General features: G+C 70.3%; 24 protein-coding genes. 13 read left to right on the top strand and 11 right to left on the bottom strand.

Translation table 11 applies throughout. The features are described from left to right. Nucleotides 1–242: 242 nt before the first annotated feature. The 9 genes from glnA to ACIQ6S_RS10090 all read left to right on the top strand — a co-directional run bounded on the left by glnA (nt 243) and on the right by ACIQ6S_RS10090 (nt 8944). The gene (gene glnA / locus ACIQ6S_RS10130) at nt 243–1652 is read left to right on the top strand and encodes a type I glutamate--ammonia ligase (protein WP_397608255.1); all 1410 of its coding nucleotides are present in this window, start codon (nt 243–245) and stop codon (nt 1650–1652) included. A 135-nt stretch (nt 1653–1787) separates the two neighbouring features. After that, entirely contained in the window at nt 1788–2270 is a 483-nt protein-coding gene (locus tag ACIQ6S_RS10125) for a GNAT family N-acetyltransferase (protein WP_397608254.1), read from the top strand. A gap of 54 nt (nt 2271–2324) precedes the next feature. Next, complete coding sequence (locus tag ACIQ6S_RS10120; RefSeq protein WP_397608253.1) at nt 2325–3572, top strand: hypothetical protein; 1248 nt, start codon at nt 2325–2327, stop codon at nt 3570–3572. A gap of 92 nt (nt 3573–3664) precedes the next feature. Next, on the top strand, nt 3665–4786 hold the full coding sequence (locus tag ACIQ6S_RS10115; RefSeq protein ID WP_397608252.1) for a hypothetical protein: 1122 nt from the start codon (nt 3665–3667) through the stop codon (nt 4784–4786). Nucleotides 4787–4790: 4 nt separating this feature from the next. Then, nucleotides 4791–5609: an N-acetylmuramoyl-L-alanine amidase gene (locus tag ACIQ6S_RS10110; RefSeq protein WP_397608251.1), complete on the top strand. Its 819-nt coding sequence runs from the start codon at nt 4791–4793 to the stop codon at nt 5607–5609. A 65-nt stretch (nt 5610–5674) separates the two neighbouring features. After that, the gene (locus tag ACIQ6S_RS10105) at nt 5675–6715 is read left to right on the top strand and encodes a nitrogen regulation protein NR(II) (protein WP_397608250.1); all 1041 of its coding nucleotides are present in this window, start codon (nt 5675–5677) and stop codon (nt 6713–6715) included. Continuing rightward, nucleotides 6712–8148 carry a nitrogen regulation protein NR(I) gene (gene ntrC, locus ACIQ6S_RS10100; RefSeq protein WP_397608249.1) on the top strand — a complete coding sequence of 479 codons (1437 nt, stop codon included), beginning with the start codon at nt 6712–6714 and terminating at the stop codon, nt 8146–8148. Before ACIQ6S_RS10105 ends, ntrC begins: the two co-directional genes overlap by 4 nt. Continuing rightward, nucleotides 8145–8483, top strand: a complete 339-nt coding sequence (locus ACIQ6S_RS10095; RefSeq protein WP_397608248.1) for an antibiotic biosynthesis monooxygenase family protein — start codon at nt 8145–8147, stop codon at nt 8481–8483. The genes ntrC and ACIQ6S_RS10095 overlap by 4 nt, the downstream gene beginning before the upstream one ends. Then, entirely contained in the window at nt 8480–8944 is a 465-nt protein-coding gene (locus ACIQ6S_RS10090) for a GNAT family N-acetyltransferase (RefSeq protein WP_397608247.1), read from the top strand. The genes ACIQ6S_RS10095 and ACIQ6S_RS10090 overlap by 4 nt, the downstream gene beginning before the upstream one ends. Nucleotides 8945–8951: 7 nt before the next feature. On the opposite strand, the gene ACIQ6S_RS10085 is transcribed toward ACIQ6S_RS10090, so the two are convergent. From ACIQ6S_RS10085 to ACIQ6S_RS10070, 4 genes are all read right to left on the bottom strand, one after another. After that, nucleotides 8952–11153: a putative bifunctional diguanylate cyclase/phosphodiesterase gene (locus ACIQ6S_RS10085; protein ID WP_397608246.1), complete on the bottom strand. Its 2202-nt coding sequence runs from the start codon at nt 11151–11153 to the stop codon at nt 8952–8954. Next, nucleotides 11150–13963 (bottom strand): ATP-binding protein, encoded by a 2814-nt coding sequence (locus tag ACIQ6S_RS10080; RefSeq protein ID WP_397608245.1) that lies wholly within the window; start codon nt 13961–13963, stop codon nt 11150–11152. The genes ACIQ6S_RS10085 and ACIQ6S_RS10080 overlap by 4 nt, the downstream gene beginning before the upstream one ends. Continuing rightward, nucleotides 13960–14958 (bottom strand): ABC transporter substrate-binding protein, encoded by a 999-nt coding sequence (locus tag ACIQ6S_RS10075; protein WP_397608244.1) that lies wholly within the window; start codon nt 14956–14958, stop codon nt 13960–13962. The genes ACIQ6S_RS10080 and ACIQ6S_RS10075 overlap by 4 nt, the downstream gene beginning before the upstream one ends. A gap of 80 nt (nt 14959–15038) precedes the next feature. Next, nucleotides 15039–15941, bottom strand: coding sequence for a hypothetical protein (locus ACIQ6S_RS10070; RefSeq protein WP_397572879.1), 903 nt, complete (start codon nt 15939–15941; stop codon nt 15039–15041). A gap of 63 nt (nt 15942–16004) precedes the next feature. On the opposite strand from ACIQ6S_RS10070, the gene ACIQ6S_RS10065 reads away from it, so the two are divergent. After that, nucleotides 16005–16988, top strand: coding sequence for a class I SAM-dependent methyltransferase (locus ACIQ6S_RS10065; RefSeq protein ID WP_397608243.1), 984 nt, complete (start codon nt 16005–16007; stop codon nt 16986–16988). 22 nt (nt 16989–17010) lie between these two features. Next, nucleotides 17011–18297, top strand: coding sequence for an acetyl-CoA C-acetyltransferase (locus ACIQ6S_RS10060; RefSeq protein ID WP_397608242.1), 1287 nt, complete (start codon nt 17011–17013; stop codon nt 18295–18297). Here ACIQ6S_RS10060 and ACIQ6S_RS10055 read toward each other — a convergent pair. The 7 genes from ACIQ6S_RS10055 to ACIQ6S_RS10025 form a co-directional block, all read right to left on the bottom strand. Further along, on the bottom strand, nt 18281–19186 hold the full coding sequence (locus ACIQ6S_RS10055) for a hypothetical protein (RefSeq protein WP_397608241.1): 906 nt from the start codon (nt 19184–19186) through the stop codon (nt 18281–18283). The two genes, ACIQ6S_RS10060 and ACIQ6S_RS10055, sit on opposite strands and share 17 nt — an antisense overlap. 32 nt (nt 19187–19218) lie before the next feature. After that, a complete protein-coding gene (locus ACIQ6S_RS10050; protein WP_397608240.1) occupies nt 19219–20157 on the bottom strand; it encodes a hypothetical protein in 939 nt (312 codons plus the stop codon). Nucleotides 20158–20203: 46 nt separating this feature from the next. Beyond that, nucleotides 20204–20947 carry a pseudouridine synthase gene (locus ACIQ6S_RS10045; protein ID WP_397572886.1) on the bottom strand — a complete coding sequence of 248 codons (744 nt, stop codon included), beginning with the start codon at nt 20945–20947 and terminating at the stop codon, nt 20204–20206. Beyond that, nucleotides 20944–22608 (bottom strand): ubiquinone biosynthesis regulatory protein kinase UbiB, encoded by a 1665-nt coding sequence (gene ubiB, locus ACIQ6S_RS10040; RefSeq protein ID WP_397608277.1) that lies wholly within the window; start codon nt 22606–22608, stop codon nt 20944–20946. Before ubiB ends, ACIQ6S_RS10045 begins: the two co-directional genes overlap by 4 nt. Beyond that, nucleotides 22608–23249: an SCP2 domain-containing protein gene (locus ACIQ6S_RS10035; RefSeq protein ID WP_397608239.1), complete on the bottom strand. Its 642-nt coding sequence runs from the start codon at nt 23247–23249 to the stop codon at nt 22608–22610. Before ACIQ6S_RS10035 ends, ubiB begins: the two co-directional genes overlap by 1 nt. Before the next feature lie 52 nt (nt 23250–23301). Then, nucleotides 23302–23997, bottom strand: coding sequence for a hypothetical protein (locus ACIQ6S_RS10030; protein ID WP_397608238.1), 696 nt, complete (start codon nt 23995–23997; stop codon nt 23302–23304). Between the two features lie 236 nt (nt 23998–24233). Further along, complete coding sequence (locus ACIQ6S_RS10025; RefSeq protein WP_397608237.1) at nt 24234–25580, bottom strand: esterase/lipase family protein; 1347 nt, start codon at nt 25578–25580, stop codon at nt 24234–24236. A 155-nt stretch (nt 25581–25735) separates the two neighbouring features. Between ACIQ6S_RS10025 and ACIQ6S_RS10020 the strand changes: the two genes are divergently transcribed. Together ACIQ6S_RS10020 and ACIQ6S_RS10015 are read left to right on the top strand one after the other, a co-directional pair. Then, nucleotides 25736–26125 (top strand): hypothetical protein, encoded by a 390-nt coding sequence (locus ACIQ6S_RS10020; protein ID WP_397608236.1) that lies wholly within the window; start codon nt 25736–25738, stop codon nt 26123–26125. 182 nt (nt 26126–26307) lie between these two features. Continuing rightward, nucleotides 26308–26706 carry a hypothetical protein gene (locus ACIQ6S_RS10015; protein WP_397608235.1) on the top strand — a complete coding sequence of 133 codons (399 nt, stop codon included), beginning with the start codon at nt 26308–26310 and terminating at the stop codon, nt 26704–26706. The last annotated feature ends 36 nt before the right edge of the window (nt 26707–26742 follow it).

Raw genomic sequence — 26742 nt, 5'->3', positions numbered from 1 at the left:
GGGACGCGGCAGTGTACGCAGCCGACGCGCCACTCGGCCTGGCCGGGCAGGCCGTGTTCGGTCTGCTGCCCGTCCTGCGGGCGACATTAAAAGTCCATACGTAGTGCATTAGTGTGATCTGCGCGGTGCAATTGCCTCGCGCATCGATCAGTAAGTGATTGATTCAAATGGACTGGTGGCGCCGGCGACACTTGGCACGGCCCTTGCTATCCGTAGGGCATCCATCACCCATCGGAGCGGCCATGAGCCTCGAGAACGTCCAGAAGCTGATCAAGGACCACGCGATTGAATTCGTCGACCTGCGTTTCGTCGACATGCGTGGCGTCCAGCACCACGTCACCTTCCCCGCGAACATCGTCGACGCCTCGCTGTTCGAGGAAGGCAAGATGTTCGACGGCAGCTCGATCTCGGGTTGGAAGGGCATCAACGAGAGCGACATGATCCTGCTCCCGGATGCCACTTCGGCCTTCGTCGACCCGTTCTTTGCCGACCCGACCATCGTCCTGCTCTGCGACGTGCTCGACCCGTCGACCATGCAGGGCTACTCGCGCTGCCCGCGTGGCGTCGCCAAGCGCGCCGAGGCCTTCCTGAAGTCGAGCGGCATCGCCGACCAGGCCTTCTTCGGCCCGGAGCCCGAGTTCTTCATCTTCGACGGCGTCCGCTTCAGCAACGACATGGGCAAGGTCGGCTACGAGATCTTCTCGGACGAGGCCGCCTGGGCCACCAACCAGAAGCAGGACGGCAACAACCACGGCTACCGCCCGACCGTGAAGGGTGGTTACTTCCCCGTGCCGCCGACCGACTCGCTGCATGACCTGCGCGCCGAGATGTGCAAGGTGCTCGCCGCCGTCGGCCAGGAAGTCGAAGTTCACCACCACGAAGTGGCGAACGCCGGCCAGTGCGAGATCGGCGTCAAGTTCAACTCGCTGGTGAAGAAGGCCGACGAGCTGACGACGATGAAGTACATCGTCAAGAACGTCGCCCACCGCAACGGCAAGACCGCCACCTTCATGCCGAAGCCGATCGTCGGCGACAACGGCTCGGGCATGCACGTGCACCAGTCGCTGGCCAAGGGCGGCAACAACCTGTTCTCGGGCGACGGCTACGGCGGCCTCTCGCAGATGGCGCTTTGGTACATCGGCGGCATCTTCAAGCACGCCAAGGCCATCAACGCCTTCACCAACTCGACCACCAACAGCTACAAGCGCCTGGTGCCGGGCTTCGAAGCCCCGGTGATGCTGGCCTACTCGGCCCGCAACCGCTCGGCCAGCTGCCGCATCCCGTACGTGTCGAACCCGAAGGCGCGCCGCATCGAGATCCGCTTCCCCGACCCGATGCAGTCCGGCTACCTCACCTTCGCCGCGCTGATGATGGCCGGCCTCGACGGCATCAAGAACCAGATCGATCCGGGTGCCGCTTCGGACAAGGACCTGTACGACCTGCCGCCGGAAGAAGAGAAGAACATCCCGAAGGTCTGCCACTCGCTGGACATGGCGCTGGAAGCGCTGGACAAGGACCGCGAGTTCCTCAAGGCCGGTGGCGTGTTCTCCGACGACTTCATCGACGGCTACATCGACCTGAAGATGCAGGAAGTCACCAAGTTCCGCGCGGCCACGCACCCGCTCGAGTACGCGCTGTACTACGCGATCTGACGATCGCGCGGTGCCGGCGGGGGAGCGCCGGTGCTTTCGACAACGGATGTCGACGGAGGCGGCCCGCGAAAGCGGGCCGTTTTCGTTGGTTGTTTCGGCCTCCGCAGGGAGGCGAAGTCTTCAGCGAGGGAAACCATGACGACACCGGGCATCAACGACGTCGTGCGCATCCAGGAGGGCGGCCTCGAGCATCCCGCCGTCATCGCGCTGGTGCGCCAGCACCTCGCCAGCGCGGCGGATCACTCGCCGCCCGAAAGCGTGCATGCGTTGGGCTTCGAGCGCTTGAGGCTGCCGGGCCTGCGGTTCTACACCGCATGGCAGGGTGACGAGCTCGCGGCGATGGGCGCGGTGAAGCGGATCGCCGCCGACCATGCCGAGCTCAAGTCGATGCGCACGGCGGATGCGTTCCAGCGACGTGGCATCGCCGCCACGATGCTGCGGCACCTGCTGCAGGTCGCTGCCGACATGGGCTGCACGCGCGTCAGCCTTGAAACCGGCTCGATGGACGCCTTCGCGCCAGCGCGCGCGCTTTACGCGCGCTTCGGCTTCGTCGCGTGCGCGCCGTTCGGGGATTACCGCGTTGATCCTTACAGCGTTTGCATGACGCGGATGCTGTGAGCGCCATCCCTTGGTAGGCTCATCGGCACCCCCCAATCGCTCAAGGACGAAACGATGGCAACGGTTTGGCGTTGGCTCTCCCGCCTGCTGCTGGCGCTGCTCGTACCCATCGCCCTGTTTGCGGCGATCTGGGCGTATGGCCGACTGACCTCGCCGACACCGGCGCAACAGGCGGCCATCGCGGTGATGCAGCAGGACGATGGGGGCGATACCGCAGGTGAGAACGGCTTCCCGCTGATGATGGCCCTGCCACCGGCGCCCGGCCCCTTGCCCGACGCCGTGAACTGCGGGAACTCCGCGGATGCGCAATGCATCGCGGCCATCGAGGCCGCGCCCGAGGCAAGTGCCGCGGCCATCGAGCCCTTCCGCGCGCACCTCGAAGCAGCCGCGAGGGCCCTGCGGGCGCCGGTTTTCCGGGACCGACGGACCAACGCAGACCTTCGATTCGACGATCTCCCGCCGTTTCAGGCCGTGGTGCAACTCGACAGCCTGCGTGCGCTCGATTTCGCGGCCGGCAACACCGTCGGCGCGCTGTCCGCCGCGTGCGACGACGCCGCGGCGATGGCCCGTTGGGCCGCGACGCCGGACACGCTGCTCCAAGGCATGGTGAGCATCGCCGCGTTCCGCCAGCATTCGGCCTTGATCGCCGACATGCGGCGCCGAGCGCCGGGCGATGCCCTGCCTCCAAGCTGCGTGGCCCTGACCCAGTCGCCCGATGCCGCGGCGGAAGGCCTGCTCTGCCCGGCGCTGCGCGGCGAGTTTCGCTACCAGCAGCGCACGCTGCCTTCGCTGGAGACCGAGATGGTGGCGCACGGTGACAACGCATGGGCCGAGCGACTGACGCCGCTGATGCACGACACCGAGTGGATGCTGGGCCAGACGGCGCGCGCCTTCTCGGCGGCCTGTGGCGAGTCGGCGAAGCAGGCGGCGCGCGAGGATCGTGCGGTGCCGCTCACAGGCGCAGAGCCGCGTTGGGTGGACTACGTGGCGTTCCCGACGTCGGTGCTGCTTGCCGACATCGCGATGCCCGCCTACACCGACTACACCGAACGCCAGCTCGACTTCGTCGCCCAGCGCCGACTGCTCGCGGCCTTCTTGCAGATGGACGCGATGGACGCCGCGCTGACGCCGGCGCAGCGCTTCGAGGCCCTGCCGGAGACGTTGCGCGCGGGTCCGCGTCCGTTGCGCTTCGACGCGTCGAGCGGTTTGCTGGTCGTGCCCTTGCGGGGGCGCCTGAACGGTCCGGGCGGCGGCGAGGCGACGCTCCCCGTGCCCGTGCCCGTGCCGCCGCCTGCCGCCTGAACCTCCGCCCCAATTAACCCGTACTCTTGGCCGGCGATGCAGGGACCGCGGGGGGCGGTCCACGTGGATCGCAATCGACCAAGGGGGTCACCATGAAGCGCTCCACGCTCTTCTCCGCCATCGCGCTCGCCGCGGCGGCGCTCGCTGCGATGCCCGACGCCGAGGCCCGGCGTGCCCAGCCCGGGCACCGTTTCGTCGGCAGCGTCGAGGCGCAGATCCGCAGCAACGACAACGTGTCCATCGCGCGCTCCTCCGGCGAGAGCTTTGACTTCGCCGGCCGCGACGAGTTCGGAAGCGAGGATGACGAGGAGGGTGAAGAGGAGGGCGACGATGAGGGCTTCGAGGACGACGACGGCTTCGACGACCTGCTCGATCTTGATTTCTCGGAAGAGGACCTCGCCATCGACGATGCCCTCGACGAGGATGGCGACGGCCTCGATGACCTGCTCGACCCCGATGCGGTCGAACGCGTCGACAGCGAGAGCCGCTTCACGGCGAAGCTGGCGCTGGGCCACCGCTACACCTTCGCCGATGGCCGCACGACCTGGACCAATGGCCTGCGCTTCGCGACCGACCGCCACGCCCAGCGCGACGACCTCGACAAGTTCAACTGGGCGGCCACCACCGGCCTCGGCTTCGCCTCGAACGATGGCCGCCATGCCTTCCGGCCGTCACTGTCCTACGTGGTCCTCGACAAGCGCGTGGCCGGCAAGTTCTCGTCCACCGCCGTGGTGTCGATGGACTACAGCTACCGCGCCTCGCGGCGCACCAGCCTCGGCGTGACCTACAACTACCAGGACAAGGACATCGCCTCGCCGGCGGCGCCGGATGCGCGCATCGATACGCTGTCGTTCAGCGCCTCGTTCGCGGCGACCGGGAACGACATCGTCAAGGTCGAGTTCTCGCCGAAGGTCGAGGATTCCACGCAGTTCACCCGCAACACCGACGCCTGGGGCTGGGAGATCGCCTACACGCGCCGCCTGCCTTGGGACATGACCGCGGGCTTGGGCTATCGCTTCGATTCCGTCGACTACAAGAACCTCGTCCCGAACCGCGAGGACGACCATCGCGTGATCGGCGCGCAGTTGGCGCGCAGCTTCGGCCGCCGCTTCGTCCTCGAGCTCGGCCTCGAATCGGCCGAGCGCGAATCCAACCTGCCGGGCAAGGACGCGCGCAACGACAGCGTCTACCTCGGTGGCACCTGGAAGTTCTAGGCACGTGACGCGGTGGCGACGGCCATGGGCGGCCGATTCGGTCGCCCTTGCGGCGCTGTGCGCCTCCCTCGCCCTGCTCGCGGGCTGCGCGGTCTCGCCGCAGCGCAGCCCGCTGGCCGCGTGGTCGCCGTCGCCCAACCACGACGCGCGGCAGGCGCAGGTCATCGTGTTGCACCACACGCAGATGGATTCGTTCGATGACGCGCTGGCCACGCTGAAGTCCGCGAACGACCACGGCCGCGTGAGCGCGCACTACCTGATCGCCGAGGACGGCCGCATCGTGCAGCTCGTCGACGAGCGCGCGCGGGCCTGGCATGCGGGCGTTGGCCGTTGGGGCGCGCTCACCGACCTCAATGACGCGTCGATCGGCATCGAGCTCGACAACGACGGCGCCGGGCCCTTCGCCGCGGCGCAGATCGATGCCTTGATTCGCCTGCTCGACGACCTGTGCACGCGTCTCGCCATCCCGCGCACGGCGGTGATCGCCCATGCCGACCTCGCGCCGACGCGGAAGGCCGATCCTTCCGCGCAATTCCCGTGGGCCCGGCTAGCGAACGCCGGTTTCGGCGAGTGGCCGCGGGCCGATGCGCCGCCGGCGCCGGAAGGATTCGACCCGGTACTGGCGCTGGCCCTGCTGGGTTACGACACCACCGACCTCCCCGCCGCACTGACCGCGTTCCGGCGGCGGTTCCGCGGGGTCGCTTCGGACCCGCAGCCGCTGTCGACGCTGGCAACCGACGTCGAGAGCGTCCCCCCCGTGGTGTTCGACGACGAGGATCGGCGGCTGCTGTTCGACCTGCAGCAGCAGCGCCTGCGGCGCTAGCTGGACGCTCGAACCGCGTGGGAGCGGGGCAGAAATTTGCGCTGTTGTGGTGCGATACTTCGGCCATGCCCGCCGACCTCGCCGCCTTCGACCGCCTCGCCACGCCGCTGTTCTGGCTGGACGCCGAAGGCCGAATCCTGGCCACCAATCCGGCTTTCGCGAGTTGGCTGGGCGTCAGTGCCCGCCGGCTGATCGGCCTCGGCCTCGCCGAGCTCGACGGCGGCGAGCGCCTCGCTTCGGCGCTTCCGCGCGTGCCGCACGACGAGCAGGCGCTGCGCTTGCAACGCGTGGGCCTCGGCTTCGGCGGCCTGACGGCGCGCTTCGCCGATGTGTGGTGCGTGCGCGAGGGTGAGGGCGTGCGGGTCGAACTGCACCCCGTCGAAGAATTCCCTGGCGAAGACCCGGTCACCGCGCTGCCGCAGGCGCTGAGCGCCTCGCTGCGCGGGCTGGCGCACGAACTGCGCAATCCGCTCGCGGGCTTGAAAGGCGCGGCGCAGTTGCTGTCGCGGCGCACCAGCGACGCCGACAGCCGCGAACTCGTCGGCCTGATCGCCAGTGAAGTCGAGCGCCTCAACGGCCTCGTCGACCGCATCCTGCATCCCGCCGCGCCGCGACCCTTCGAGCCGATGAACATCCACGCCGTGCTCGAGCGCGTGCGCCAACTCGCCGAAGCCGAGGCCGGCTGGTCGGTGAAAGTAGTGCGCGACTACGACCCGAGCCTGCCCGACCTGTTGGGCGATGCCGATCGCCTCACGCAGGCGGTGTGGAACCTCGTGCGCAACGCGCTCGAGAGCGGCGCGACCACCGTCGGCCTGCGCACGCGCGCCGAACACCAGGTGCTGATCGGTGATCGCAGCCATCGCCTCGCGGTGCGCGTGGAGGTGGGCGACGACGGCCGCGGCGTGCCCGAGGATCTCGTCGAGCGCCTGTTCCTGCCGCTGGTGTCCGGCCGTGCGGACGGCACTGGCCTCGGCCTGCCCTTGGCGCAGCAGATCGCGCGCGAGCACGGCGGCTCGCTGGCCTATCGATCGCGCCCCGGGCACACGGTGTTCACCGTGCTGCTGCCGCTGCCCGACCCCGACGACGGCGCGGAGCCCGCGCCGTGAGCCCGCGCATCTTCGTCGTCGACGACGATCGCACCGTGCGCTTCGTGCTGGCCGAGGCCCTGCGCGATGCCGGCTTCGCCGTGCAGGCCTTCGACAGCGCCGATGCCGCGCTCGCCGCCTTGGGCGCCGGTGAACGCGCCGACCTCGTGTTCACCGACGTGCGCATGCCCGGCACCGGTGGGCTCGATTTCCTCGAGGCTTTGCGCCGTCGCGATGCGACGCTTCCAGTCGTGGTGATGAGCGCCTACACCGATGTCGCGACCACGGCTGGTGCCTTCCGCGGCGGTGCGCGCGACTACCTGCCGAAACCCTTCGATCTCGATACGCCTGTGCAGCTCGCGCGGGACCTGCTCAAGGCGCGCGAGGGTGCCGTGGCCAAGGCCGCTGGACCCGAGGCCCCGGCGCTGGAGCCCGAAGGGCCGCCGCAGTTGGTCGGCGGCAGCGCGCCGATGCGCGATCTGTTCCGCGCCATCGGCCGTTACGCCCAGCTGCCGCTGGCCGTGCTCGTCACCGGCGAGACCGGCACCGGCAAGGAACTCGTCGCGCGCGCGCTGCACGCCGAATCACCGCGCGCCGCGCGGCCCTTCGTCGCCCTGAACACCGCGGCGATCCCGGCGGAGCTGCTCGAATCCGAACTCTTCGGCCACGAGGCGGGGGCCTTCACCGGCGCCACCCGGCGCCACGTGGGCCGCTTCGAACAGGCCGATGGCGGCACGCTGTTCCTCGACGAGATCGGCGACATGCCCGCGGGCCTGCAGACGCGCCTGCTGCGCGTGCTGGCCGAGGGCGAGTTCTTCCGCGTCGGCGGCCGCGAGCTGATCCGGGTGGATGTTCGCGTGATCGCCGCCACCCATCAGGACCTCGCCGCCCGCGTGCGCGAGGGGCGCTTCCGCGAAGACCTGCTGCACCGCCTCGATGTGCTTCGCCTAAGCTTGCCGCCGCTGCGCGAGCGTCGCGAGGACATCCCGCTGCTGGCCGCGCGCTTCATCAACGAAGCCGCCCAGGCGATGGGCCTCGGCACGCGTCGGCTCGCCACCGCGGCGGTCGAACGCCTGCAGCAGCATGCGTTTCCCGGCAACGTGCGCGAACTGCGCAACCTCTGCTTCCGCCTCGTGGCCCTCGCCGCCGGCGAGCGCATTCCCGCGGCCGCGGTCGATGCCGCGCTGCGCGATGCCGGCGTGGCGAACGTGGGTTCCGGCGAGCCGGATTCCGCGTGGCGCCAGGCGCTCGAAGCAGCGGTGCAGGCGCGCTTGGCACAGGGTGCCCAGGGCTTCGCCGAAACGCTTCGCGAGTCCTTCGACGCAACGCTGCTCGCCACCGCGCTTGCGCACCATCGGGGGCACCGTCAACGCGCGGCCGAGCAGCTCGGTATCGGCCGCAACACTGTCGCCCGCAAGCTCGGCCCCGGCCGGCGCGGCAGGAAACCCGCATGACGCCTCCGTACATCGCCGTGATCTTCAGTTCGCAGCGCCGCGACGACGACGACGGCTACGCCGCGATGGCCGAACGGATGGTGGCGCTCGCCGCCGCCCAGCCGGGCTTCCTCGGCATCGAGAGCGCGCGTGGTGCCGACGGCTTCGGCATCACCGTCTCGTATTGGCGCGACGAGGACGCGGTGCGCGCGTGGAAGCGCGACGTCGACCACCTCGACGCCCAGCGCCGCGGCCGCGAGCACTGGTACGCCCGCTATGCCGTCCGCATCGCCCGCGTCGAGCGCGCCTACGGTCTCGACTCCGACGCCCCCTTGCTGCCAACCGAGCGCCCATGAGCCCGATCACGATCCGCGTTGCCACGCCCGCCGACCTCGAAACCCTCGCCCGCTGGGCCGAGGCCATGGCGCTGGAAACCGAAGCCAAGGTGCTCGACGCGGCGACGATCCGCGGCGGCATCGCCGCCGGCCTCGCCGACCCGCACAAGGCGCGCTACCTCGTCGCCGAGCACGACGGCCGGGCGGTGGGCACCTTGATGCTCACCACCGAATGGAGTGATTGGCGCAACGGCTGGTGGTGGTGGATCCAGAGCGTGTTCGTCGCCGAGGACGCGCGCCGCCTCGGCGTGTTCCGCTCGCTCTACGCGCATGTGGAGCACGAGGCGCGCGCGACGCCAGGCATCTGCGGCCTACGCCTGTACGTCGAGAACGACAACGCGCGCGCCCAGGCGACGTACGCCGCGCTCGGCATGGCCGATGCGCACTACCGGGTGTTCGAGGCGGAGTTCCCGCGGGGCTGAGCCTGGCTCAGCCCGTCCCGCGCTGGGCGAGCCACTGTCTCAGCATCGCTTCGGGCATCGGCCGGGCGTGCCAATAGCCTTGGCCGAGCTCGCAACCGAGTGCCTGCATCAGTCGCGCCTGTTCCTCGGTTTCGATGCCCTCGGCGACCGTCGACAAGCCCAGTCGTCGCGCCAATCCCACGATGCACTCGACGAAGGCTTCATCGGGCCCCTCGCTGCGCTCGGAAACGAAGCGGCGGTCGATCTTCAGTGCGTCGACGGGCAGCGCGCGAAGCTGCGCCAGTGACGAGTAGCCGGTGCCGAAGTCGTCGATCGCGACGCGGACACCCAAGCTGCGCAGATGCTCGAGGCTGCGGCGCAACGCCAGCGCCTCGTCCATCGCGATGGATTCAGTGATCTCGAGCTCCAGTCGTTCGCCGCCGAGGCCATGCTTATGCAAGGTGCGCTCGACCATCGCGACGAAACCGGGATCCCGGAGCTGCGGCATGGCGACGTTTACGGCCATGCGCGCCGGCACGGTGCCGCTGTCGCCCAGCCCCGCGAGCATCCCGCAGGCGCGGTCGAGCACGAATTCGCCCATCGGCACGATCAGCCCGGAGTACTCCGCGAGGGGGATGAACACATTCGGCGGCTGCACCCAGCCACCGCGGCCGTCGGGCCAACGCAGCAGGGCCTCCACGGCGTGCGTCCGGCCATCGGCCAGCCCCATCTGTGGCTGGTACCACACTTCGAGGCGGTCGCCTTCCAGGTCGCGGCGCAGTTGCCCCAGCATCCCGAGTCGCTGCCGCGTGTGCTCCGCGAGGCCGGCCTGGTAGAGCAGGGCCGAGTCGTTGAGGCTGCGCTTCGCCGCCTTCAACGCGATATTGGCGTGGCGCAGCGCGGTGACGCCGTCGGTGCAGTCGCCGAGGTCGCAAAGCCCGAGGGTGACGCGCGCCGGCGTCAGGTGTTCGCCGCAGGCGAAGGGCGGTTCGAAGGCGGCCTGCAGCTCGGACGGCGCGAGGCGCTCGGCCTCGCCCACCACCGCGAACACGTCGGCGCCGATGCGGGCGAGCGAGGCGTGCCCGCCGAAGCGTTCGCGCAGGCGCTGGCCGACCGCGCTCAGCAGCAGGTCGCCGGCCTCCTGGCCGAGGCCGTCGTTGAAGTCGGTGAAGTGGTCGATGTCCACCAGCACCAGGCGCAGGTCCTGCCGTCCGGCCACGCCATCGAGCTCGCGCAGCAGGCCGGAACGGTTCATCAGGCCGGTGAGGGGGTCGCGGAAGGCCAGCCGGTGCACTTCCTCGAAGTGCTGCAGGTTGCTGAAGCAGGCCGAGAGATTCGAGGCGAACACTTCGAGCAGCTGGTGGTCGACGTCGTTGAGGCGCGTCGGCGTGGCGACATAGATGGCCGCTTCGCGCTCGCGCGTCGACAGGTAGAGCACGCTGTAGTCGTCACCGTGGACGTTGCGGCGCTCGCGCAGCGCGCGGGCGATGGCTGTCACCACCGGTTCGGCATGCAGGTCGGAGAGCGGGTGCCACACCGCGCCGGCGAGGGCGCCGGCGGCACCGACCACGTACAGGCGGTTGTCGTTCGGGTCGAGCGGCGAGCCGCGCTGGGCGCAGACGATGCCGTCGATCGGGGCGCGCAGCAGGGCCTTGGCCTGCGTGAGCACGCCCTCGGCGAAATTGGCCAGCCCTTGCGGCTGCAGCAGGCTGGGCGAGGAGCGCACGATCAGCTCGAGGCCGCGCCGGCTCTCGTCGATGGTGCGGATCTGCTCGTGGCTCTTCACCGCGGAAGTGATCGCCGTGATCAGGCGCGTGCGCGAGAGCTCGGCCTTGGTGAAGTAGTCGTTGATGTCGTAGCGCGCGAACACGCTGAGCTCGGGCGCATAGCCGGGCTGGCCGGTGCGCAGCACGATGCGCGTCGCAGCGAGCTCGCAGTCGTTGCGGATGAAGTCGACGAGGTCGAGCCCGGCGTTCTCGGTCTCCATCACCACGTCGAGCAGGATCACCGCCGGGATGTCGAGGGTGGGCAGGACGCGCCGGGCCTCGGTGGCGGAGAACAGGTGCACCAGCTCGAGGGGCCGGCCGTGCACGTGCACGTGGCGCAGCGCGAAGCGCGTGGCTTCGTGCACTTCCTCGTCGTCGTCGACCACCACGATGCACCAGCCGGGCACTGCGCTATCGCCGCCCTCCTCCGCTTCCTTCGCGAAGCTGATCCACTCGTCGTTCATCCGCTCGTCTCCTCTCCGGCGGCCGGGGCGACCACCGGCAGTTCCATGATGAAGCAGGCTCCCGGCCCGGCATCGTCCAGCAGCTCGATGCTGCCCCCCAGCCGGCCGTGCACGAGGTTGTACACCAGGTACAGGCCGAGGCCGCTGCCCCCCTGCCCGAGTTTGGTGGTGAAGAAGGGGTCGAACACCCGATGCCGGAGCGCCGGGGGGATGCCCAGCCCGTCATCGGCGTAGCGCAGGCGGATGCGCGGCCCCGCCGCTTCGGCCGAGATGCGGATCACGCCGGGTTGCCCCGATTCGAAGCCGTGCACGAGGCTGTTCTCGACGAGGTTGGTCAGCACCTGCTCCAGCGGCCCCGGATAGCTCTCCAGCACCAGGCCGGGCGGAATGTCGACCTCGACCCGGTGCGGGGAGCGCTTCAGCCGCGGGCTCAGGGTGGAGAGCACGTCCTCCACCAGGGCCGCGAGGTCGAACTGCCGTCGCCGCACGCTGGCCTGGTCCACGGCCACCTGCTTGAAGTGGCTGATCAGGGCGGCGGCGCGCTGCAGGTTGCGTTCGATCAGCTCGGTGGCCTCGCTGTTCTCGGCCACGAAGCGGTCGAGCGCCGAACGCCTCACCGCGCCTTTGGCCAGCACGTCGGCGAACTGGCGATGGATGTCGTTGAGGGCGGTCGAGACCGTCAGCGCATTCCCGATTGGCGTGTTCAGCTCGTGCGCGACGCCGGCGACCAGGCTGCCCAGCGAGGCCAGCTTCTCGCGCTGCACCAGATGCTCCATGGCCTGAGAGAGCGAGGCGTTCGCCTCCTCCAGCTCGTGCGTGCGTTCGGCCACGCGGTTCTCTAGCGTGTCAGCGAGCCGCTGCAGGTCCTCCTCGGCGATGACGCGCTCCAGCTCGGCGGCCACGCGTGCCTGGAACAGGTCGAGCAGCCGGGCGGCAGCATCGTCCGCGGCCATCGGCTGGCCGTGCAGAACCGCGAGCACGCCGATCGGCCGGCCATGGCTGTCATCCAGCCGCCGGCCGATGTAGGACCGCAAGCCGCGGGTGGCCAGGGCCGCATCGTCGGGGAATCGCTGGGTCACGCCATCCAGCACCTCGATCTGCCCTTCCGCCAGCACGGCCGCGCTGGGGGTGCCGGCGATGGCGAAGTCCGCTTGCTCGCTCGGGCCGTCGCGGCGCGCCAGCGCCAGCGAGACCACTCGCGTCGGCGGCGAACCGTGGTAGCGCCCGATCATCACCCGCTCGACGTCCAGCACGCGCGCCAGCCCGGTGGCGAGGGCCAGGAAGAAGTCGCCGCCGACCCGCGCTTCGATCCGTCCTCGCAGCAGGGCCATGGCCTGGTTGGCCGTCTCCCGCTCGGTCACGTCGAACATGACGCCGGTGAGTTGGGTGGGGCGACCTGCGGCATCGGTATGCACGCTGCCCAGTTCCCAAACCCAGCGCGTCTCGCCGTCCCGGTCGCGGATCCGGTAGTTCAGCTGGTACTTGCCAAGGCGGATCGCGGCGTCCGAGATCGCTGCCTCGCAGTGCGCCATATCGTCGGGGTGGATCAGCCGGGAGAAGTGCTTGCCGTCGCCCGCCAGCAGGTCGGAGGCCGTGAATCCGGTGAGGGCCACGATCTGCGGGCTGAGGAACTCCATCGGCCAACCGGAGGCGTTCCCGCAGCGATACACCGTCGCAGGCAACTGTTCGACGAGGTCGAGGTACTGCTCCTTGCTGGCCCACAGCGCCGCCTCGGCGTCCCGGCGTTGCTGCAACTCCTTGGAGAGCGTGCCGATGGTGTCGCGCAGCCGCGCGGCGAGTGCGTCGAGCGCCTCGCCAAGTTGGCGGGCCTCCTCGGCGCCGGGCCAGCGCGGCACCGGGCTGTAGTCGCCTTCGGCCAACCGTCGGGCAACATCGCTGAACCCGGCGAGCGGCGCCGCGATGCGGCGACCCAGCAGCAGGGAGGCGCCGAGCAGCAGGACCAACAGCAGCACGGTCTCCAGCACCCATTGGCGATTCAACTCGTCCTGCGGCGCGAGCCATTCCGGCAAGGGCTGGCGCACCACCACGCGCCAGGGTGCATTCGGCACCGGCTTGATGGCCACGCGTTCGTTGCCGACCGTGATCACGCGCTCCGCCTTGCCGTCGGCGTTCGCACCCAACGCGAGCTCGGCATTGCCGAAGTCCCCGACGCTGGCCAGCGTGCGGCCCTCCTCGTCCATGAGTGTGGCCGACAGGCCGGGCGTCGCGACGAGGGCCGCGGCCATCACCTGGCCGAGCACGGCCGGCTCCATGCGCATCCGCAGGACGCCGCGACGCTTTTCGTCCGCATCGCGCACGAGTGCAGTGAAGTAAAGCGCCGGCCGGCGTTCGCCCGTTGCGGTGTAGGGGCCGATCAGCTGCGGATGGCCGGAGGCCACCACCCGCAGGAACCAAGGCTCCAGTGACTCGTCGCGGCCGAGGTTCACGGCCTGCGAGTCCTGCACCACGCGGCCCTCGAGGTCGAGCACGCCGATGGCGCCGATGTTCACCGTGTCGCGGCTCGTCATGGCGGCGAAGAATCGGCTCAGGCGCAGCGGCGACGGGGCCGCGTTGCTCGTCAGCACCTCTTCGAAGATCGGCAGGCGGGCATCGGCGCGCACGCTCTCCAGCCAGCGCGTCCGCGTGGCGGCGAGCAGGGCCGCGAGCTCGTCGGCATTGCCGGACAGCAGGAGATCGCCGTTGCGCGCCGCATCGTCGCGGCGGTCGGCGAGGCTGCCCGCATTCACGAGGATGAGCGGAAGCGCGGCGAAAGCGAGGATCGCCGCGGCTACGCGGGTGCGGGCCTTCATGGCGCGGGCACGGCCTCGGGCAGCACGACCGGGTCGAACATCGACGCCGGGTCCGGCGGCGTGCTCAGGCTGCCGCGTTCGATGAAGAACGTGGCGTAGCGTTCGATCAGCGACGCCAGTGGGGAGTCCGCGCCACCCGCCATCGCATGGCGGTTGTCTTCGAGCGAATACAGCTTCACTCCGGCCAGCGAGACGGCCGCGGCGTCCAGCCCGAGGGCGGCGGCGACGGCGGCGTTGCCGGCCGCCGGGTCGGCGCGCCAGCGGTGCTCCGCCTCGAACCAGGCCCGCACGAAGCCGCGGTAGGCCTCCGGATGGCGCTCCATCCCCGCACGCGTGGCCAACACCACGTCGAGGATCAGGCCCGGGGTGTCCGCACTGCTGAAGATGGGGGTTGCACCGGCAGCCACCGCTTCGTCGGCGTAGGGCTGCCAGGTGTGGCCGAAATCAATCCGGCCTTCGGCCAGGGCCGTCGGCACGTCGGAGGCGTCGACATTGGCCCAGACCACGTCGCCGGGAGCGATCCCCTCGCGCTCCAGCCAGGCCCGGATGAACAGCTCGCCGAATCCGCCGAGGTTGGTGCCGAAGCGCGGCGGGGCCGCGGGATCGGTGCCGGCGGCAGGTGCGCGGAGCAGCTGGTCGCCGCCGGACGACTCATCCGCGACCAGCAGGACCACCACGTCGGGCCGGTTCCGCGAGAGGGTGATGGCGTCGCCGAGCGACACCGCGATGAGGTCGTACTTTCCAGCGGCGAACTCGGCGATCAGGCCATTGGTGTCGCGCGTGGCCACGACCTCGAGGTCGACGCCTTCCGCGGCCATGAGGCCCTCGCGTTCGGCGATGACCGCGGGGAAGTACCCGGCCCAGAGGTCCATGCCCAGCCGCAACGGCGTGGGTGCGCTCGGGGCGTCGGCGGTGCCGCACGCGCACAGAAGCGCCGCCAAGAGCGCTATCGCGCGCCAGCCCGACTTGCCTTGCGTCGCCACCGACGTGCGCATGCCCGGTTCCTGCGTGAGGCTTCCGAGTTTCGACTATAGCTCCGGGCGAGGCCCGAATTGGTGACGCAGCGCGTCAGGACTCAGCCGCGAAGGATGGCGCGCGCGTCCTTGCCCACCGGGCAGTGGGCGAAGGTCACTTCGAGGCCATGGGCGCCCAGTACCGCGGCGATCTGCCGCTGCCGGGCTTCGAAGTGCTCGAACAGGCGCTCCATGCCCTCGGCGCCCAGCTTGCCGGCGTCCACGCCGGGCGGCACGAAGCCGCCGAGCGCCCAGGCGTCGGCGTCGATCAGCGCGATCTGCGCCGCGCCGTTGGCGTAGCGCACCAGCGGCTCGGGCGGGGCGTCGAGCCACAGTTCTTCGTCATCGCCGAACAGCGCGGCCTCGATCATCGGCCACAGGCCGGCGAGCCCCGCGTGCTCGTACTGCATGGCCATCATCGCCATCAGGTCGTGCAGGGTGAGGTAGCGCATGTGCTCGACGCGCAGGCCGAAGGCCGACTGCGTCGCCAGCGCCGTGCCGGCGTTGGCCATGCCGGTGTCGAGCAGGCGCTCCTCGAGGGCTTCCCCGACGCGCTTCACGGCTTCGGCCGGCCCGCGCAGTAGGAAGGGCAGCACGCGCAGCGGGCCGCCAGCGAGATCGCCCTGCGGCGCGAGGTCGGTGGGCAGGCCGTCCGCGCCGGCGCCGAAGGCGATCACGCGGCCACCGGCCTCGCCCGGCACGCGAGCTGCGTACGACTCCAGCAGCGCGTGGCGCGGCACGTTCGGCCGCAGGATTTCCGACGGGTCGTAGAGCGCCGCAGCGACCACGAGATCAAGGGAGGCGGTTTCCGCGACCACGCGGGCGAGGTCGGCGGCGATCCCCGCCGCCCAGTCGCCGGCCTCGGCCTGCGGCAGCGCGTTGCGCCCGACCGGCGCCTCGCCGGCCAGCTCGATGGCGATCACGCCCAGGGTGGTCAGCACTTCCGGGGTCGGCATTCGGCTCATGGGCTTGGGCGGCTCGGCGGGTCGGTCTACCCTATTGTGGTCCAAAGTCACCGGCCCTGCGCCTTGTCCTCCTCCCCCGAAAGCTACAAAGCCGCGTGGAATGCGCGCTCGGCCACGCTGTCCGACGGCATGGCCGCCGTCGATGGCAGCGCCGACGAGTCCGTCCTCGCCGCCACTGGTGCGTTCACCGCGTCGCAGGTCCATGCCGCCCTGGAACTCTTGCCCTCCGATCGGGTGTTCGAGATCGGCTGCGGCGTGGGCCGCATCGGCGCCCAACTCGCCGGCCACGTCGCCGTCTGGCACGGCATCGACATCGCCGAGAACATGGCGGGCCTCGCCCGCGCGCGCGTCGAATCGCATCCCGGCGCCACCGCCAGCGCGGTCGATGGCCCGCACCTGAAACCCTTCGCCGACGCGTCGATGGACAAGGGCTACTGCGTGGCCGTGTTCATCCACATGGACAAGGAGGACATGGTCCTCTACCTGCGCGATGTGGCCCGCGTGCTGAAGCCCGGCGGCCTGTTCTACTTCGACCACTGGAACCTCTCGCACCCCGTCGGCTGGCAGCGTTTCGCCTACGAGGTCGACCAGGTCGCCCGCGGCGACGCGGCCGAGCGCAAGGACGTGGCCCGCAACCAGTTCTGCACGCCGGAGGAGCTGCGCCTGTACGTGCGTGCCGCCGGCCTCGAACTCGTTTTCGAGCACACCGATGCGCATCTGGTCGGCATGGTGGCGCGCAAGCCGGAGCATCCGCTGCCGGCCGCGGCGCCGTCGCCCTTGCCCCTCGACCCCTCGACGCTCAGCGCCGGCTCCGCCGCCGTCGCCGCCCGCCTCGAAGCCTCGCGCGCCGACATCGGCTTCTCGCCGCGCTGGGTGCAGTGCTTCGCCGAGGCCTGCGAAGTGCTGATCGGCGGCCTGCACCCGGCGACGATGCTGGAACGCTGGCGCGCCGAGCCCGGCCCGCCGCCCGAAGTGACCATCCATATCGCATGGCTCGACGCGATCTGGCACCGTCATCCCCATCTCTGGCCGCCCGTCGCGGCCTGATGTCTCCCGGAGTCCCGTGTCCATGAATCCCCGTCCCGCCCGCCGCGTCGCCATCCTTGGTGGCCAACGCATCCCCTTCTGCCGCAACAACACCGCCTACTACGACGTCGGCAACCTCGGCCTGTCGATCAAGGCGGTTGGCGCCGTGGTCGAGAAGTTCGGCCTCCATGGCGTGCAGCTGGGCGAAGTGGCGATGGGCGCCGTGCTCAAGCATTCCAGCGACTGGAACATCGGCCGCGAGGCCGCGCTCTCTTCCGGCCTGTCGCCCTACACGCCGGGCATCACCATGCAGCGCGCCTGCGGCACCTCGCTCGATACCGTCATCACGGTGGCGAACAAGATCGCGCTGGGCCAGATCGACGCCGGCATCGGCGGCGGCTCCGACACCACCTCGGACGTGCCGATCGTGCACAGCAAGGGCTTCCGCCGCCGCCTGCTCAACATGAACATGGCGAAGACCGCCGGCGCGCGCATTGGCGCGCTGCTGAAGGGCTTCTCGTTCAAGGAGCTGGCGCCGGAGTTCCCCGGCGTCGCCGAGCCGCGCACCGGCAAGAGCATGGGCGAAAGCTGCGAGATCATGGCCAAGGAGTGGGGCATCACCCGCGCCGACCAGGACCAGCTGGCGTTCGAATCCCACAGCAAGGCCGCCAAGGCTTACGCCGACGGCTTCTACGCCGACCTGGTGGTGCCGTTCCGCGGCGTCGACCGCGACAACATCCTCCGCCCGGAGACCACCGCCGAGAAGCTCGCCACGCTGAAGCCCGCGTTCGACAAGACCTCGGGCAAGGGCACGCTCACGGCCGGCAACTCCACGCCGCTGACCGACGGCGCTTCGGCCTGCCTGCTCGCTTCGGAAGAGTGGGCCGCCGCGCGCGGCCTCGAAGTGCAGGCCTACCTGCGCGACGCGCAGGTGGCGGCGGTCGATTTCGTGCACGGCGACGGCCTGCTGATGGCCCCGGCCTGGGCCGTGGCCCAGATGCTCGCGCGCAACAACCTCACGCTGCAGGACTTCGATTTCTACGAGATCCACGAGGCCTTCGCCGCGCAGGTGCTGTGCACGTTGAAGGCTTGGGAATCCGCCGAGTTCTGCAAGACGAAGCTCGGCCTCGACGCGCCGCTCGGCAGCATCGACCGCAGCAAGCTCAACGTGGTGGGCAGCTCGCTGGCCCTGGGCCATCCGTTCGCCGCCACCGGCGCGCGCATCGTGGCGACGGCGGCGAAGCTGCTCAAGCAGAAGGGCTCCGGCCGCGCGCTGATTTCCGTCTGCACCGCCGGCGGGATGGGCGTCGTCGCTATCGTGGAGCGTTGATCGACGGCGGGTTGAACACCGCCGTCGAGCGCACCAGGCCGAGCACGTCGAAATCCTCGAGCGGCGTGCCCGGCGGCACCGGGTAGCCGCTCACGTGGATGATGCTGCGCTCCTGCAGCTTCGCGTCGCGCATGGCGGCCTCGAAGTGGCGGTTGAACAGCGCGGCATAGCTGCCGTCGGCCAACACGCGCTCGAAGCCGCGCTCGATGGCCCGGGCCAGCTCCGGCCGCCGCGGCGTCACATGGAAATAGTCGTCCAGCGGGTAGTACAGGGCGATGCCCGGCACCACCACCAGGTCGCGGCCCGCCAGCCGCTCATTGGCCAATTCCGGCCCCAATTCGTTGATGCCGCGGTGGAGGTAGTCGAAGCGCCCGGCCCGCAGCATGTCGAACAGGCCCGGATAGTTGCTGCCGGTCGACAGGCGGAAACCGAGGTCGGTCAAGGCCTCGCGGTCCATCCAGGTGTCGCCATAGCCCATCACGAAGTCGCGCTTCAGCGTTTCGAGGCTCTCGATCGCCATCAGGCGTTCGGCATCCGCGGGGCGTGACAGCAGCAGCCGCATGCCCAGCAGGCCGCGGCGCAGGGGCTTGCGCACGACGATGAGCCGGCTGCGGTCCGAGGCGAGGTTGGGCAGGGCCACCACGTCGACGTCGCCCTGGCGCGCCGCCTGCAGTGCACGCGGCTGCTTCATGGCTTCGATGATCGTCACGTTCCAGCCGCCGCCCGCGCGTTCGAGCACCAGCACGAGCAGCTCGGCGCTGAAGTCGAAGCGGTGGTCGCCCGGCTCGCCGCGACCGGGGAAGCGCACCTCGCGGACCGCAGGCGCCGCCGTCGCGGACTGCGCGGCGACGGGTAGCGCCGGGCAGAGCGCCAATGCGGCGAGCAGCATGGGAAGCACGAGCCCTGGCCGCCGCATCGCCGCTACTCCGCGTCCACGGGCTCGCCCAAGGGCTGGAAGACGCCCCGCGAGCGCACCAGCCCGAGCACGTCGAATTCCTCGAGCGGCGTGTCGCGTGGCACCGGGTAGCCGAGCACGTGGACGATGCTGCGTTCGCTCAGGCCGATCTCCCGCATCGCCTCGCCGTAGTGGCGTTCGAACAGCGCGGCATAGCTGCCGTCCGCCAGCGCGCGCTGGAAGCCGCGCTGGATCGAACGCGCCAGCGCCGGGCGCTGCGGCGACACGTGGAAGTAGTGGTCGAGCGGGTAGTAGAGGGCGATGCCCGGCACCACCACGAGCCCCGAGCCCGCGAGTTGCGGCTGCTGGCGCTCCGCGTGCAGCTCGCCGACACCGCGGGTGAGGTAATCGAAGCGGCCGGCGCGCAGCATCTCGAACAGCCCCGTGTAGCGGCTGCCGTATTCCATGCGGAAGCCGAGGCCGGCCATCACCTCGCGGTCCAGCCAGGTCGCGCCGTAGCCCATCACGTAGTCGCGCTTCAGCTCCTCGACCGACGCGACGGTCATCAGGCGCTCAGCCGTCTCGGGGCGCGCCAGCAGCACGCGCACGCCGAGTAGGCCGCGCTGGAGGGGGTGGCGCACGGGAATCAGGCGTGATTTCGCCGTCGCGTGGTGGGGCAGCGTCACCACGTCGACGAGACCCTCGTGCGCGGCCTGGATACGCCGCGGCTGGTTCATGCCGCCGACGATCTCGAGGCGGAAGCCCTCGTCGGCGCGATCAAGGACTAGCGCCAGCAAGTCGGAAGCGAACACGCCGCGCAGGTCGCCGGGTTCTTCGGCGCGGCCGGGAAAGCGGACCGTCTGCTCCGCCGCCCGTTGCGCCAATGCCTGTGCCTCGACGGGCGACGCGCCGCTGCCGAGCAGCGTGCTCAGGACGACGGCGGCGAGGGCGGCGAAACGGACCATGCGCCGAGGCTAGGGCGCGGCCCATGACGATTCAAGCTGCCCTGCGTCACGAGGCGAGGGCGGTCGTCCAGCCCAGCGCGGCCAGGGCCTTCACGAATTCGGCGTCGAGCGGCGCCTCCACGGCCATGCGCCGGCCGTCGACCGGGTGCGTGAAGGCAAGGCGCCACGCGTGCAACAGCATGCGGTGCACGCCGAGGTGCATGCGGAACATCCGGTTGCGCGCACCGTCGCCGTGGCTGGTGTCGCCGATCAGGTGGTGGTGGCGGTGCTTCAGGTGCCGCCGGATCTGCCGGAAGCGCCCGGTGTGCGGCGTGCATTCCACGAGGGCGAAACGCGACTCGGTGTGCTCGCCGTAGGCCCAGGGCATCGCGCCGGTGGCCAGCACCCGGTACGCCGTCTGCGCCGGCTTCTTCTCCGGCTTGCCGGGCCCACCGTCGAGCGGGTGGTCGATCAGGTCTTCCGTGGGCTCCGGCCAACCCCGGCACACGGCGAGGTAGGTCTTTTCGACCGCGCGGGTCATGAACTGCTCACCCAAGGCGCGGGCCGTGTCCTTGTCGAAGGCGAGGAGCAGGCAACCCGAGGTCGCGCGGTCGAGGCGGTGGATCAGATGCACGGGCCGGCCGAACTGCGCGCGCAGGCGGTCGGCGAGGAAGTCGTTCTCGCCGCGGGCGAGACCGCTGTCGTGGGCCATCAGGCGTGCCGGCTTGTCGACGACCGCGAGCTGCGCGTCGGCGTAGAGCACAGGCACCGCGAGGTCGTCGGGCGTGCTTTCCGCGTCGGTGCCGCTCATCGCCGCCGCGGCCAGGCGGCGACGAAGCAGGCCAGCGCGCCCGCGCCGGCGATCCAGGTCGCCGCGCGCACGCCGCCCCAGGCCGGGCCGCCGGCGTCGAAGCCGAACAGCACCGCGGCGGTGATCATCAGGCCGGCGCCGAGGATGGCGTACACCGCGGCGCGCTGGTTGATCGCCGAAATGCGCGCCAGTTCGGCGATGTCGGTGGAGTCGATGCGGATGCGGTGCCGGCCTTCCACCTGCTGCGACAGGAAACCGTGGATCAGTCGCGGGAATTCCGGCGCGCGAGTGATGATCTCGGGCAGGCGCTTCTTGAATTCCTCAGCCAGCCACGCCGCGCTGTAGCGCTTCTTAAGGATCTCGGTGAGCACCGGCTGCGCCACCGCCCAGATGTCGAGCTTCGGGTCGAGGTGGCGGGCCACGCCTTCGATGTTGAGCAGGGTTTTCTGCAGCAGGATGAGTTGGGGTTGAAGCGTCAGCTCGTACTGCTGCGCGGTCTTGAACAGCTTCACCAGCACCTCGCCGAGCGAGATCTCCGCCAGCGGCCGCGTGAAGTAAGGCTCGCAGACCGCCCGCGTGGCGGCCTCCAGATCATCGAGGCGCAGGTGCGCCGGCATCCAGCCGGCTTCGACGTGCAGCTCGGCGATCCGGCGGTAGTCGCGCTGGAAGATCGCCATGAAGTTCTCGGCGAGGTAGTACTGATCGTTGGCCGAGAGCTGGCCCATGATCCCGAAGTCCAGCGCGATGAAACGCGGGTTGTCGCGCCGCGCCGGGTCGTCGTCGACCCAAATGTTCCCGGCGTGTGCGTCGGCGTGGAAGAAGTTGTCGCGGAACACCTGCGTGTAGAACACCCGCACGCCCTTGGCGGCGAGTTTCTCGCGCGATATGCCGGCGGCTTCGAGGGCGGCGATGTCGTCCGACGGAATGCCGGTGACGCGTTCGAGCGTCAGCACGCGCTCGTGCGAATGCGTCCAGAACACCTCGGGCACGTAGAGGTCGTCGCTATCGAGCCAGAACCGGCGCAGCACCGAGGCGTTGGCGCCCTCGCGCTGCAGGTCGAGCTCGCCGCGCAGCGTGGTTTCGATCTCGGCCACGACCTCGTGCGGACGGATCTTGTCGGCGCGCGGGTGCGTCTTCGCGGCCACCTCGGCCAGCGCCTTCAGCAGCGAGAGGTCGGCGTCGATCTGGGCGTCGATGCCGGGGCGGACGACCTTGACCACCACCGCGCGGCCGGCGCTGCCATCGGCATTCCGCAGCCGTGCGGCATGCACCTGCGCGATCGAGGCCGAGGCCAGCGGCGTTTCGTCGAACTCGGCATACAGCGCATCGATCGGCTGGCCGAGCTGCGCCTCGATGATGCGGCGCGCCTCCGCGCCGTCGAAGGGCTGCACACGGTCGCGCAGCAGGGCCAGCGCATCGGCCACGTCGGGCGGCAGCAGGTCGCGGCGGGTGCTGAGGATCTGCCCGAACTTCACGAAGATTGGGCCCAGCTCCTCCAGTGCGGCGCGCAGGCGCTCGCCACGCGGCGTCTCCGAGGTGCCGCGGCCCAGCGGGCGCAGCACCCAGCGCAGCTTGGCGAACGGCGTGCCCTCGAGCAGGGCGTCGAGCCGGTGCTTGAACAGCACGCGGACGATGCGCAGCGCGCGCAGCGGGGCGGCGATCATCCGGTGGCCCCCGAGGCGTGGTGGCGCGCGACGCGGGCGGCCAGCCGCTCCACGCGGTCGCGCAAGGCATCGACGTCATCGAAGAAAGCCTGCTGTTCGGCCTTCGGCACGAGGTCGCGCGATTCCTCGGTGAGGTAATCGGCACCGGCCTTGGCGAAGGCGCCGCCTTGCACGCGCGCCTCCCGCAGGCCGGCACGCACGGCCTTCGCCACCTGCGGCCCGATCACCGGGCCGAGCGCGTCGGCGAAGGGCTGCTCCCAGTCGGGGTCGAAGCCTTCGGCCAGGCGCTGCAGCTGGCGCGCCAGTTCGGCGTCACCGCTGATCCGCACTTTGCCGACCGGCGTCGCTCCGCTGGACTTCAGGAAGGGCAGCTGGCCGAGCAGGGCGCCGATCCCGGCGCGCACCGAGAGGTCGGGCTCCTCGCCCTGCGCCGGGCCGACGCGCAGTGCCTCGCCGTCGACGCGCAGTTCCATCGCCAGCGGCGGGGATTCGATGTGCAGCTGCAGGCGCTGGCCGTCCAAGCGCGCCAATGCGGCGCGCGTTTCCGGGTCGAGCGACAGGGCGCGGTTGAGCGCGGTTTCGAGCAGGCGGCCGGCCAGCGGTTTCAGCGCGTCGAGGGGAGAGCGGGGCGAGGTCATGACGCGATTCTAGCGGGCCCCGCGCGACGCCGATGGCATAACGGCGAGCTTGTCAGGAGCCTCGAACCGATCGCACGTAGGCCTCGGCGATCCGTCGCGCCCGGCTCAACTCCTCGGGGCTGAGTCCGTCGCGGTAGCGCTCTCCCCAACCGAAGCGCCGCGCATCGGGATGGAGTTGGGTGGCGGCCAGCAACAGCCCGTGCGCCATGGCGCGATCGCGCGTCGTGATGATCCCGTGGTTGTATGTGTCGGCCAACATGCTCAGTGCGCTTGGGCTGCCGGCGGCAGCGGCCTCGGTCAGGAACCGCATCGAGTCGACGCGGTAGCGCTGGACGGCGGCCGGATCCTGCAGCATTTCCCGCGGCCCGCCGATGACGGCCTCGGGATGGGAGGCGAAGATCAGCTGCGCATGGATGAAGCCGGCCTCGGCCGCCACCGCGAGCCATCGGCCTCGGCCCTTGAGCTCGTCCGGCGGGAGGTTCAATCGCGTGCATGCCTCGAGTTTCGCTTCCCGCTCGCGCAGCATCCGTTGGACGTCGACCCCGGTCCCTCGATAGGCCTCGATGGACGCATCCGACTCGACGAAGGGGTCCGGCTGCTGGAGCTGGTGACATTCGGAGAGCAGCAAGTAGAGCTTGGTCGCGGCGATGGCATCACCCGCCTCGGCCAAGCGCCGGATCGCCGCATGGTCGGCAATCGACACCTCGTCCGGCGAGATCCACGACTCAGACTCGTCCGCCATCGGCACGAATCGGCGCATCGCTGCCGCCTCTGGCACGGGCACGGTGTCCTGAAGCCGGGATGAGATCTCCTCGGCAGCGGCCGCTTCGCGTGCCTGTTCCGCAGCCGGTTCGGGCGAGCTGACCTCGGGCGGGCTCCGACTCGCCAGCAGGGCGAGGCCTGCCCCAAGGCAGCCCGCGACGACCCACGTGGCGGAGTGACGGATCCACGCGCGCCATGACATCCGTTTCATCGGTCGCTCCACTAGGGGCTGAGCAGAAAGTTCAGCAGATTGTTCTGGAAGTAGCGATTCGCCAGCAGCCGGCCATGGTTCTCGCACAGGAAGAACGTCTGCCGCAGCGGCACGAAGCCGTGCGCGCCGGCGTCCTGCGATTCGCGCGTCACCAGGCCGTCGCCGGCGGCGCGCATCAAGCCCTCGTAGTCGACGCCTTCGGCCGGCGCGTCGATCTCGCCCGGCTCGAAGGCCAGCACGGCGCGGTCATCCACCGTCTCCAACACGGCGCCGGACAGCGTCAGCTCGCAGTCGCCGCCAAAGGCGGCCATGCGCACGCCCTTGGACGGGAAGGGGCGCGCCAGGGCTTCGTTGAAACGGCGGGCGCGGCGCAGGTTGCGCTCGAAGTTGGCCTGCATCACCGAGAGCACCAGCCGCCCTTCCGCGCCTTCGCCCCAGGCCTCGCGAACGCGCGCCTCCACCGCGGGCGAGAACACCGACCAGCGGTTGTCGCGCCAGATGGCGGGGTCGTAGAGGTCCAACGGCAGGGCGCGGCCTTGGCGGTCGTGGACCACCTGGGTGTGCGGATGCGGGAGGGTTTCGAACACGGTCGAGAAGCTGGCGAGGGCCTCGATCGGCACGGTGCGCAGGCCGAAGCGGAAGCCCTGCTGCAACCGCCGCAGGCTGGACACCGAGCCGAGGTTCGGCGTGCCCAGCATGGCCACCCGCCTTACGCGCTTCCCGCCTTCGCTCCAAGGCTGCGGCTGGGCGCTCTCCAGCACATCGTCCGGGCCGTAGCGCAGGTAGTAGTTGGCGATCAGCCCGCCGTTGCTGTGGGCGATGATGTCCACGCGCAGGCCCGGGTCGCCGAAATCCTCGCGGATCTGGTCGATCAGCGCGTGCAGCTGCCGCACCGCAACAATGTTCGGCTGCCGCCAGTCGTAGGCCAGCGTGTAGTAGCGCCGTCGCCAGCCATTGGTCGGCGGGTGGCCGGGCTCGCCGGGGGCGAAGCGGCCCGCACCTTCGAGGGTGCCGAGCAGCTGGCCGTAGATGTCGAGGCCGCCGAGCTCCCTGATCAGCGGTCCGGCCACAAGGCCGTCGTCCGTCTCCCAGTCGGGCCCGATGCGGGCGAGCCGCGCGTAGTCGCTGAAGGCCATGGTCGAAAGCGAGCCGGGCCATTGCTCCTCCCCGGTCCGGCGGTCGACGAGTCGCGAGCCCATCAGGCCGGGGATCACGATGACGGGCGGCTGGCTCGGGTCGCTGGCCGCTCGGGCGTACAGCGTCTCGAGGTCCGGCCCCTGGCGGCTGGCGCAGCCGCCGAGCAGCAGGGCGAACAGGATCAGCGTCGCGCGCAGGACGAGGGGGGGGGATGCCGTCATGCGTCCAGCATAAGCGTCGAACTCCGTCACGGAATGAACAACGCCCCAGCCAAGCCCGTCACGGAACGCGAGGTCGGCGCTGGCAAGCGCAGGGCGCGTCGGCCCAGCATCGGTTCACCCGCTGTGCCAACTCATTCGACCGAAAGGAAACCGTCATGCGCACCCTCCTGCTCTGCACCGCCGTCGTCGCCACCCTCGTTGTCGCCTCGTCCGCCAGCGCACAGGCCGGCAGCAACCGCATCCGCGGACAGATCCCCGCGGCCGAGGCCAACGGCTTCGTGGGCAAGGAAGCCACGGTGTGTGGCGTCGTCGATGGCGCGCGCTTCGCCGAGAACGCCGAAGGCCAGCCGACCTACCTCTTCATGGGCGGCAACTTTCCCGGCCACAAGTTCTCGGCCCGCATCTGGGGCCGCGACCGCGGCGACTTCAACCCGGCGCCCGAGACCCTGGCCGGCCGCACCGTCTGCGTGACCGGCGACATCCGCACGGCCAATGGCCGGCCCGAGATCGTCGTCCGCGGGGCCCGCAACCTCAAGGTCTCGTGACGGAATCGGCCGAAGGGCGACGCGCCCCTCGCGGCGCGTCGTGCCCTGTGCCACGATCCCCCCGAAGGGGAATCGTCAATTCGCGTTCAAGCCTGTCCGGGCGCCGCCGATCACGGCTTGGATAGGTTCATCATGCATTGAGCGTCCGGGTCTGCCCGGCGAATAGACCAAGGGGGTACGTTGTGAACATCCGTTCCGGTGTCGCTGCGTTGTGCGTCGTGTGGCTCTGCGCCACGTCCAGTCCTCCCGCCTTGGCCCAGGCCGGCAGCAACCGCATCCGCGGCGAGATCCCGGTCACCGAGGCCAATGGCTTCGTCGGCAAGGAAGGCACGGTGTGTGGCGTCGTCGATGGCGCCCGCTACGCCGAGAACGCCGAAGGCCAGCCGACTTTCCTCTTCATGGGCGGCAACTTCCCCGGCCACAAGTTCTCGGCCCGCATCTGGGGCCGTGATCGCGGCGACTTCAATCCGGCGCCCGACACGCTGACCGGCAAGACGGTCTGCGTCACCGGCGAGATCCGCACCTCGAACGGCCGCCCCGAGATCGTCGTGCGCGGCGCGCGCAACCTGAAGGTCAAGTAATCCGTTTTCCTCCGGCCTTTTCGGGCCGGGGGCCAC

The sequence above is a fragment of the Silanimonas sp. genome (assembly GCF_044377035.1).
Classification (GTDB): domain Bacteria; phylum Pseudomonadota; class Gammaproteobacteria; order Xanthomonadales; family Xanthomonadaceae; genus Silanimonas.
Note: the sequence above shows the minus strand (reverse complement) of the source record. Positions and strands in the feature narration are given on the sequence as shown.